Origin of the sequence: Kineosporia sp. A_224 (assembly GCF_002198655.1) — a bacterium.
Classification (GTDB): domain Bacteria; phylum Actinomycetota; class Actinomycetes; order Actinomycetales; family Kineosporiaceae; genus R-H-3.
Genome location: NZ_MWLN01000129.1, coordinates 1 through 9,049, shown reverse-complemented (window position 1 = coordinate 9,049; position 9,049 = coordinate 1). Strand labels below are relative to the sequence as shown.

Below are 9,049 nucleotides of genomic sequence, written 5' to 3'. Positions count from 1 at the left end.
GGCCGCGGCGGCCGGGGCCTCGGGCGTGGGGTCGGCCTTCGCGGCGGCGGCCTCGGCCGCAGCCTTCGCCGTCGCAGCCTTCTTCGCGGCCTCGTCGGCGGCGTGCTGGGCCTTGTCCGCGATCTCCTTGGCCTTCGCCGCCTTCTCGGCGTCGTCCGTCGTGAACAGGTCCTTGATCTCGTCGAACATCTTCATGCGCAGTGCACTCCGTTCTCGCCCGTCCGGGCTCCGAGCCGGCGCACATGCGTGTCCGGCGCAGCGCACCGTAGCGGATCATGCGGCGGCCGGACCGCCCGGCCCGGCGAAGTGCGTCAGACGTCACCGCGCCGCAACCCGCCGGCCGACGGCCCGTTGCCGCGGCCCGTTGCGTGCGGGCCGGACGGGCCGCACAGTGGACCCGTGCGCTACGTCGTCGGGATCCCGTTCCTCGTGCTCGTCGTCGCCCTCGCGTGGGGCGCGCTGACGGGCCGGGTCCGGGCGCAGGGCTGCTGCGCCGCCGCGGACCCGGCGCGCGACCTGCGGATGCGGGACGCCGTCCGGCCGACCGACAGCTGACCTGCTGCGCCTCGGACCGTCACTCCTCGGGCGCGACGACCCGCGGCCGGCGGCCCTTCTGCGCCCAGACGATCGACGCGATGACGGCGCACGCCGCGAGCACAGCGGCGAGCGTCACGGTCTCGCCGAGGAACAGCGCCGACCACACGAGCGTGAGCAGCGCCTGCAGCTGCTGCACCTGGCCGCCGCGCGCGATGCCGGCGAGCATGAGCCCGCGGTACCAGGCGAAGAACCCGAGGTACATCGACGAGACCCCGAGCCCGGCGAGCGAGAGCCACTCGGCGGGGCCGGGCGAGTACGCGTCGTGGGTGAGGACGGCGATGACGACCGTCGCGGGGACCGTCACCGGCAGGGCGAGGACGACGACCCACGAGATGACCTGCCACCCGGGCATCGCCGCGGTCACCGAGGCACCTTCGACGTAGCACCAGGACGACGCGATCACCGCGCCGACGACGAGCAGGTCGGCGACCGGGTCGGCACCCGTGCCGCCGCCACGGGCGAGGGCGAAGGCGACGAGCGCTCCGGTGCCCGCGCTCGCCGCGGCCCAGAACTGGCCGCTCACCCGCTCGTGCGTGCGGAGCACCGCGATGACGGCGGTCATGAGCGGCATGAAGGCGGCGATGACGGCGACGTGCGCGGACGTCGTCCGCTGCAGCGCCAGCGCGAGCAGGATCGGCCACCCGAAGACCGCGCCGAGCATCGTGAAGACGATCGGCGTGAGGTGCACCCGCGGCGGGAACGGCACCCGCCGCACGAGGAGCAGGACGCCCGCGATGACGCCCGCGATGACGGCCCGGCCGCTCGCGGTGATGAACGGGTCGAAGCCGCGGACGGCGACCTTGGTCATCGGTACCGAGAGCGAGAAGAGCAGCACGCCGGCGAACGCCCAGGCCAGGCCGACCCGGTGCCGGTCGGGCGCCGGGCCGGGTTCCGGCCGGGACTGGACGTCGGACTGCGCTGCCACCCGCGCACCGTAGCGGGCGTCCCGGCCCCGGCTGGTGCCTGGGCTCAGCCGGTGGGCGGCGCCACGCCGGCCTCGAGCGCGGTCACCGGCACCCGCGCCAGGGTCGCCCCGGTGAGGTCGGTGAACTCGACGGTCACCGGGTTCACGACCGACGCGTCGGCGTACTCGTAGATCAGCGTCTCGGAGGACGTCCTTCCCCGGTCGTCCGTGACCGTCATGGTCGTGGCACCGACCGGCCCGAGCGCGGCCAGCCCTGTCGTCCCGTCCTCGTCCGGCGGCCCGAGCGCCCAGGCCATCGCGACCCGGTCGAGCGGGCCGGCCGGGAGGACGACCGTCGACCGGGAGACGGGCAGCACGTTGTCGCCCTCCAGCTGCTCCCGGACCGCCGTGACCACGTGGGCACCGCCGGGCACGGTGACGGCCACGACGGACGTCGAGAACACACCGGCGGACCCCGTCCAGAGCAGACGTCGCGTCGAGCGGGCCACCGGCACCCCGGAGGCGGTCTGCGCCGCCGCGAACGCACTCTCGATCGCGGCGTCCCGCGCCGGGCGGTCGCTGTGCAGGGCGGGCTCCGCACCGTCGAGCAGCCCGGTCCCCGTCCCGTCCGTGAACGGCGGGTCGAGCGCCGACCACGAGGTCCCCTCCGGTCCGCTGGTCCACATCGGGCTGACGAACCGGTCCGACCAGGGGACGGCGACCTCCCAGTGGTGGTCGGACGCAGCGGGCACCGTGCGCACCGACCACGGCTGCCTCCCGCCGGCGTCGTACGTCGGGCCGGTCGCCGTCCGCACGACACTGCCCGGGATCCGGGAGAGGACGACGTACGCCCCCGTCCCGCCGGCGGTGGCCGGCCCGCCTGGGGCGGGCCGCCAGATCTGGGTCGTGGCACCTGCCGCCTCGGAGCTGACCTCCCCGGCCACCACTGCGGTCGCCGACGCGCCGCGCGGCGCGCTGAACCAGAGGAAGGTGTCGATGTCGCCGTCCGGCCCGCTGCGCGTGGGGGCCTCGACGAGCACCAGGCGGACGTCACCGACGTCACCGGCGAACGCGACCGTGAGGTCGCCGGCACCGGTCCCCGGCTGCAGCGTCTCGACGACGAACGTGCCACGGGCCAGCACCTCCCGGCGGACCCCGGCGAGGAACGCGTCGTCGCGGCCCAGCGAGCCGACGGTCGTGCGCCCGAAGGCCGGGTCCCCGGCGACGCGCAGACCGTCCGGGTTCGCGGGGTCGGCCCGGCGCAGGGCGGTGAGCGAGGAGGACTGCACCCCGACGACGCCGACGGCGACGAGGAGCGCGAGCGCGCCCGCCGCGAGGGCCTGCCGGCGGCGCCGTTCGCGCCGCACCCCCACGAGGCCGCCCCGGACCCGGTCCCACGACGGGGTCGCCGCCGGCAGGTCCTCCGCGCGCTCGGAGAGGCTGTCACGCACGAGCAGCCGCAGGTCGTCGTCGTTCATCGCGTCACCTCCGTGTCGTCCGCGGCCCGCACCCCGGCGAGCTCGCGCAGGTCGGCGCTGGCCCGCAGCCGGTCCGTCGCGCGGGAGAGGGTGCTCTTGACGGTGCCGGTCGAGCAGCCGAGGACCCGCGCGGTCTCCTCGACGGTGAGGTCCTCCCACAGGCGCAGGACGACCACCGCGCGCATCCGCGGCGGAAGCACGGCGAGCTGGCGCCAGACGGCGTCCCGCTCCGCCCGGGCCTGGGCGCCGTCCGGGGTCGCGGACCGGCGGTCGGCGACGACGTCGTCGAACGGCGCCTCGGCGACCCGCCGGGATCGCGCCCGGAAGCGCGAGATCGCACCCCGTGCGACCGCCGTCCGGACGTAGGCCTCCGGGTTGTCGCTGCGGATCCGCCCCCAGTGCCGCCAGGAGCGTTCCAGCGCGACCTGCACCAGGTCCTCGGCCTGCGTGGCGTCGCCCGTGAGCAGGTACGCGTAGCGCACGAGCTGCGGCCAGCGGTGCAGGACGAAGTCCCTGAACTGCGACTCGTCCGCGGACATCTCGTCCCCCTCGTCGCCGGCGCGGTGCCGGCATCCCGTCCCCACCCCAGACGCCCGGCGGGGCACCCGGGGTTGAGCGGCGCGAGAGGTTTCCGGGCTACTCGACGACGTCGGTCGCGGCCGGGCCGAAGACGCACAGGTGGTCGAGGAACGGCGCGGGGTCGCCGGACCAGTCCATCGCGGCGAGCTGGGCGGCGCTGCGCCGGCCCATCCGCCAGCGGAACGCGTCGAAGTCCGTCGTCCGCAGGACGGTGCGCTCGTCGTCCGGCGCCTGCGGCCCGACGCGCACGTCGTGGGTCCCGGTGACGACCCGCAGCGGCGCCGGCACGTCGAGCGCCCCGAGCAGCAGCTTCGCGCCGAGGACCACCCCCACGCTGTCCCGTGCCCCGGTGTCGCCGACGGCGCCCCGCAGGTCGTGCTCGTGCGTCGTCGCGTCGAAGACGAACGGCCAGATCGGCACCGTCTCGAGCAGCGCCTCGACGGCGACCGACGCGGTCGCCCACCGCTCGAGGAGCTCGGCCGTCGGGACGCCGCGGCCGCGCTCGACGTGGGTCGCCGTCCACTCCGGGGTCGGGCCGTCCGTCGGGCCGTTCCCGCTCGCGCCGTCCTGCGCCGCCCCCGCGAGGTGCGCGACGACGTCGTGGACGGTCCAGCCCGGCGTCGCCGGGACCGGCAGGGAGTCGTCCGGGATGCCCGGGACGAGCGCGCCGATGCGCTCGCGGGCCTCGCGGTAGAGCAGGGACAGGGGCACACGGTCAGCCATGCGGTGGAGGGTATCCGCCGGACGCCGTCAGCTGCTGCCCCCGGCCTCGAGCGAGGTCCCGAGGAACCGGATCTGGCCGTCGGCCAACGGCTTCCAGGTGTCGAGGTCGTGCCCGCCGGCCGTCACCGTGACCGCCGGTGGCGGCCGGAGCCCGCCGAGGACCTCGCGGACGGCGGTCAGGTACGGATCCTCGCCGCCGCACTCGACCTGGAGCGGGACGCCGGCCAGCGCGTCCGGCGCCGAGCGCAGGTCGCCGCGCGCGAAGTCGGCGGTGTCGGAGAAGACGCCGGGGTCCTGCTGCCGGGCCGCGTCCGCGGTGCGCCACAGGGTCGGGCCGGCGACGGCGACGCCGGCGACCGCCGGCGCGTCGGGCCGCTGCGCGAGCTCCTGGGCCAGGCGCAGCGCGCCGTAGCCGCCCATGCCGACGCCGAGCAGGCCCACGCGGTGCTCGGCGCCGGCCGCGAGGCCGAGCGCGGCGAGCCACGGCAGGAACTTGTCGAGGACGAGTGCGCCGGCGTCGGTGCCGTCGGGCCGGGCCCGCCACCAGCGGTCGCCGCCCGAGATCGCGGCCAGCGCGAAGGGCGCCATGCCGTCCCGGACGACGGCCCGGCCCAGGGCCTCGTCGAGCCCGAGCCGGGTGACGACGGAGGAGTCCCCGCCGAGGTCGTGCAGGACGACGACGACCGGCAGCCGGCTGCCCTGCCCGCCGCCCGGCACGACGGGCTGGTGCGCGTCGACCCCGCGGGGGTAGACGAGCGTGTAGGCGGCCTGCGTGCCCCCGAGGGTCGGCGCCTCCACCGTGCCCTGGACCGTCGTCCCCTCGATGCGGTGCGCCGTCCGGTACAGCGCGGCCCCGAGCAGGCCCGTGACGACGGCCCCGACGCCGAGCTGGATGGCCCGGCGGCGGGGCGGCGTGGGGTCGGGGACGGCGTAGCCGCTCATGCTCGTGCTCCGGTCACTGCCCGGTCTGGCGCCGGATCTCCGCGCGCGCCAACGACATCCGGTGCACCTCGTCGGGCCCGTCGGCGAACCGCAGGGTGCGGATGCCGGCGAACGACTCGGCGAGCGGGAAGTCCGGCGAGAGGCCACCGGCGCCGTGGGTCTGGATCGCCCGGTCGAGGATCCACTGCACGGTCTCGGGCACGGCGATCTTGATCGCCTGGATCTCGGTGTGGGCGCCCTTGTTGCCGACGGTGTCCATGAGCCACGCGGTCTTGAGGACGAGCAGGCGCAGCTGCTCGACCTTGACCCGGGACTCGGCGATCCACTCCCGGACGACGCCCTGGCGCGCCAGCGGCTTGCCGAAGGCGACGCGCTCGACGGCGCGGGCGCACATGAGCTCGATGGCCCGCTCCGCGATGCCGATCGACCGCATGCAGTGGTGGATCCGGCCCGGCCCGAGCCGGGCCTGCGCGATGGCGAACCCGTCGCCCTCGCCGCCGATGAGGTTGGCCGCGGGGACGCGGACGTCCTCGAAGACGAGCTCGGCGTGGCCGCCGTGCTCGTGGTCGTCGTACCCGAAGACCTCCATGCCGCGGACGACGGTCAGGCCCGGGGTGTCGCGGGGCACGAGGATCATCGACTGCTGCCGGTGCCGGTCGGCGTCCGGGTTCGTCCGCCCCATGACGATGAGGATCCTGCAGTCGGGGTTCATCGCTCCGGTGATCCACCACTTGCGGCCGTTGATGACGTAGTCGTCGCCGTCGCGGACGATCGAGGTGGCGATGTTCGTCGCGTCGGAGGACGCGACGTCCGGCTCCGTCATCGCGAACGCGGAGCGGATCTCCCCGCGCAGCAGCGGGTCGAGCCACTGCGCCTGCTGCTCGGGGGTGCCGAACATCGCCAGCACCTCCATGTTCCCGGTGTCCGGCGCCGCGCAGTTGAAGGCGGGCGGGGCCAGGTGGATGCTGCGGCCGGTGATCTCGGCGAGCGGCGCGTACTGGAGGTTCGTCAGGCCCGCGCCGTGGTCCCCGGGGAGGAAGAGGTTCCACAGCCCCTGCTCGCACGCGGTCGCGCGGACCTGCTGCACGACGGGGATGCGGGTCCAGGCCCAGCGGTCGTCGAGGGCCGCGGCCTGGACCCGGAACGTCTGCTCGTTCGGGTAGACGTGCTCGTCCATGAAGCCGAGCACCTGGCGGCGCAGGTCCTCGGTGCGTGCGTCGAACCCGAACTCCATCAGTGGTTCTCCTTCGTCGTCGCGTCGTGCGCCGTGGTGTCTCGTGTGCCGGCGTCGTACTCGTCGAGCCGGCGCTGGAGCTTGCGCATGCCGCCGAGCCAGCGGTCCGGCTGGGTGGCCCGCAGGGCGTAGTAGTCGCCGACCTCGGGGTGCGGGAGCACGAGGAACCGGGTGTCGTCGCGCAGGCCGTCCACGAGGGCGGCCGCGACGTCCTCGGGGGTGAGCACGGTCTCCCGGCCGAGCACCTCCTGCGCGGGCCCGGCCTCGTGGAGCATCCGGGTGTCGACGCCCTGCGGGCAGATCGCCTGGACGACGACCCCGCGGTGCCCGTAGGTCGCCGAGAGCCACTCGGCGAACGCGACGGCCCCGTGCTTGGTCACCGAGTACGTCGGGCTGCCGAGCATCGTCAGCAGCCCCGCGGCGGACGCCGTGACGACGAACCGCCCGCGCCCCCGCTCGACCCAGCCCGGCACGAGCAGCCGCGCGGCCCGGACGTGGGCCATGACGTTCACCTCGAGCGACAGCGCCCAGTCGGCCTCGCTCGCGTCGAGCCCACGGCCCCGGTCGATCCCCGCGTTCGCGACGAAGACGTCGATCTCGCCCAGCGCCGCCGTGGCCCGCTCGACGAGCACCGCGACGCCCGTCTCGGAGGCAGCGTCCCCGGGCGCCGCGGTGCCACCGACCTCGGCGGCGACGGCCCCGGCCGCGTCGGCGTCCAGGTCGTTGACGACGACCCGCGCCCCCTCGGCGGCGAGCCGGCGGGCCATCGCGGCCCCGATCCCGTGCCCCGCGCCGGTCACGACGACCCCCGCACCTGCGATGTCCACCCGGGTCCGCCTCTCTGCGGCTGCACGTCCACGCCGCCTGTGAGCGTACGTGGCCCGAGCATGGACGGCGCGGGGCCCCTGGCCTGCCCGAAGGATGCGTTCACGGACGACTGGCAAGACCCGAACCCGAACGGTCATGACGCCCGCAGCGGCATGCTTGCCGGCGTGAGCGACAACGTTCTCTCCGTGGTGCCCTCGGACCCGCGCTGGCAGCCCGACCGAGCCACCGGGCAGCGGGTGGCCGAGCTCGTGAAGTCCCTCACCCTGGTCGACGGCGACGGCGGCTGGTGCGAGGTCGACTGGCACGACGATGTCGCCCTCGTCGACTGCGGCGGGAACCTCGAGCGGATCAGCTGCCCCAGCTGCGGTCGACAGCTCGACGACGAGTGGTGGCGTGACCTGCTCGAGGAGCGCCACACCTCGGGCTCCGGTCTGGCGGACCTGGCGGTCGTCGTCCCCTGTTGCGGAACGGTGACCACGCTGGACGCCCTCCAGTACGACTGGCCGGTGGCGTTCGCCCGCTTCGAGATCGCGGTGTGGAACCCCAGCAGGACGTCCGGCCCCGGCGACGGCCGGCTCGACGACGCTTCGACGGCCGCCGTCGAACGGGCCCTCGGTCACCCGATCCGTCAGGTCCGGGCGCACTACTGACCGGACGAGGTGACCCACATCAGCCGGTGCGTCTCCAGGTGTCGTCGGGTGGGGCCTGGTTCCAGACCGGGGGCGTGAGGTCGATCGGGGTCAGCCCGGTCCGGTTCGGACCCACGCCGCGGGCGTCGGCGTCGTCGTCGAGGGCGAGGCGTAGCTGTTGCCCGATCCGTCGGGCGGCGTTGTGGGTCTGGTGGTGCAGGTTGCGCAGCCGGCGGCGTTCTGGGTCGATCCACGCCGGTGGCCGGACCCACGGGACCCCGTCGTGCATCTCGACCACCCACAGGCCGGCGTGGATCTCCTGGTGGTGTCTCGGGCAGGCGCTCACCAGGTTCGTCAGGTCGGTCAGACCGCCCTGCTCCCAGGGCTGGATGTGGTGGGCGTCGGTGCCTTCGTGCGGGACGGGGCAGGCCGGGATGACACAGCCACCGTCGCGGCCGGCGAGGGCCTTGCGCTGGGCCGGGGTCGCGAGCCGGTGCGTCCGCCCCACGTCGAGCGGTGCACCGTTCGCATCCAGCAGCACCTTGGTCAGGGTGGCGGTGCAGGCGAGGTAGGCGAGCAGGTGGGACCCGATCGGCCCGTGCCGGTGCAGCGTCGCGAACCCGGCGGCCCGACCGACCTGGCACGCCGCATCGCCCGCGGACCCGTTACCGGAGAACGTCTCTGGCACGCTAGCCAACCCGACGTCCATTCCCGAATCCCTGCCGGCATCCGCACCGGCAGCCTTCTCGGCCCTCCGCCGCACTCGCTCGGCGACCGCACCGGCGGCGGCGACCTGCTCGACCGTGGCGGTGACGAGCAGGTTCACCACCGGCGACGCCGCCTCACCATCAGCACCGCCGTTGAGTCCGGCGCGGAGCAGGGCCATCACCGCGTCGTACCTGCGCATCGCCACCGTCCGGTCGTCCTTCACCAAGGTCACCTGCTCGACCCCGGTGTCGTCGACCGTGAGGACTTCGCGGGCGGGGCGCGGTTTCCCGGCGGCGGACAGCATCGCCGACAGGACCGCGGTGTCCGCCGGGGTCAAGGTCATCCGCAACGACCCCATCCCCGTGGAGTCCTTCACCAACGACACCCCGCGGCGCAGGTGGGCGTCCTCGTCGAAGTCCTCCTCACG

Annotated in this window: 11 protein-coding genes; 2 read left to right on the top strand and 9 right to left on the bottom strand. The window is 75.0% G+C overall.

The window, feature by feature from the left end; all coding sequences use genetic code 11:
* The coding region (locus EDJALFJO_RS11705; protein ID WP_198950216.1) for a hypothetical protein at window positions 1–195 on the bottom strand (195 nt) is incomplete at its 3' end.
* Window positions 196–399: 204 nt separating this feature from the next.
* Between EDJALFJO_RS11705 and EDJALFJO_RS34275 the strand changes: the two genes are divergently transcribed.
* The gene (locus EDJALFJO_RS34275; RefSeq protein ID WP_158220404.1) at window positions 400–555 is read left to right on the top strand and encodes a hypothetical protein; all 156 of its coding nucleotides are present in this window, start codon (window positions 400–402) and stop codon (window positions 553–555) included.
* Between the two features lie 19 nt (window positions 556–574).
* Here the strand turns inward: EDJALFJO_RS34275 and EDJALFJO_RS34270 are convergent, their stop codons facing one another.
* From EDJALFJO_RS34270 to EDJALFJO_RS11665, 7 genes are all read right to left on the bottom strand, one after another.
* Window positions 575–1,522 (bottom strand): DMT family transporter, encoded by a 948-nt coding sequence (locus EDJALFJO_RS34270; protein ID WP_158220403.1) that lies wholly within the window; start codon window positions 1,520–1,522, stop codon window positions 575–577.
* Between the two features lie 44 nt (window positions 1,523–1,566).
* Window positions 1,567–2,979, bottom strand: a complete 1,413-nt coding sequence (locus EDJALFJO_RS34265) for a hypothetical protein (protein WP_088285359.1) — start codon at window positions 2,977–2,979, stop codon at window positions 1,567–1,569.
* Window positions 2,976–3,518, bottom strand: coding sequence for a SigE family RNA polymerase sigma factor (locus EDJALFJO_RS11685; protein WP_088285357.1), 543 nt, complete (start codon window positions 3,516–3,518; stop codon window positions 2,976–2,978). The genes EDJALFJO_RS34265 and EDJALFJO_RS11685 overlap by 4 nt, the downstream gene beginning before the upstream one ends.
* Window positions 3,519–3,615: 97 nt before the next feature.
* Window positions 3,616–4,281 carry a maleylpyruvate isomerase N-terminal domain-containing protein gene (locus EDJALFJO_RS11680; RefSeq protein ID WP_088285355.1) on the bottom strand — a complete coding sequence of 222 codons (666 nt, stop codon included), beginning with the start codon at window positions 4,279–4,281 and terminating at the stop codon, window positions 3,616–3,618.
* A gap of 27 nt (window positions 4,282–4,308) precedes the next feature.
* On the bottom strand, window positions 4,309–5,223 hold the full coding sequence (locus EDJALFJO_RS11675) for an alpha/beta hydrolase (protein ID WP_088285353.1): 915 nt from the start codon (window positions 5,221–5,223) through the stop codon (window positions 4,309–4,311).
* 13 nt (window positions 5,224–5,236) lie between these two features.
* A complete protein-coding gene (locus EDJALFJO_RS11670) occupies window positions 5,237–6,457 on the bottom strand; it encodes an acyl-CoA dehydrogenase family protein (protein WP_088285351.1) in 1,221 nt (406 codons plus the stop codon).
* Entirely contained in the window at window positions 6,457–7,284 is an 828-nt protein-coding gene (locus tag EDJALFJO_RS11665; RefSeq protein WP_233149813.1) for an SDR family oxidoreductase, read from the bottom strand. The genes EDJALFJO_RS11670 and EDJALFJO_RS11665 overlap by 1 nt, the downstream gene beginning before the upstream one ends.
* A 165-nt stretch (window positions 7,285–7,449) precedes the next feature.
* On the opposite strand from EDJALFJO_RS11665, the gene EDJALFJO_RS11660 reads away from it, so the two are divergent.
* Entirely contained in the window at window positions 7,450–7,935 is a 486-nt protein-coding gene (locus EDJALFJO_RS11660; RefSeq protein ID WP_088285363.1) for a hypothetical protein, read from the top strand.
* 19 nt (window positions 7,936–7,954) lie between these two features.
* Here EDJALFJO_RS11660 and EDJALFJO_RS11655 read toward each other — a convergent pair.
* Window positions 7,955–9,049: HNH endonuclease signature motif containing protein (locus EDJALFJO_RS11655; RefSeq protein ID WP_143448509.1), on the bottom strand; the 1,095-nt coding region annotated here is incomplete at its 5' end.

What these genes read in the sequence shown, in the direction of transcription:
- EDJALFJO_RS11685 (WP_088285357.1), bottom strand. Translation starts at nt 3,518, where the DNA reads ATGTCCGCGGACGAGTCGCAGTTCAGGGACTTCGTCCTGCACCGCTGG.
- EDJALFJO_RS11675 (WP_088285353.1), bottom strand. Translation starts at nt 5,223, where the DNA reads ATGAGCGGCTACGCCGTCCCCGACCCCACGCCGCCCCGCCGCCGGGCC.
- EDJALFJO_RS11680 (WP_088285355.1), bottom strand. Translation starts at nt 4,281, where the DNA reads ATGGCTGACCGTGTGCCCCTGTCCCTGCTCTACCGCGAGGCCCGCGAG.
- EDJALFJO_RS11670 (WP_088285351.1), bottom strand. Translation starts at nt 6,457, where the DNA reads ATGGAGTTCGGGTTCGACGCACGCACCGAGGACCTGCGCCGCCAGGTG.
- EDJALFJO_RS34265 (WP_088285359.1), bottom strand. Translation starts at nt 2,979, where the DNA reads ATGAACGACGACGACCTGCGGCTGCTCGTGCGTGACAGCCTCTCCGAG.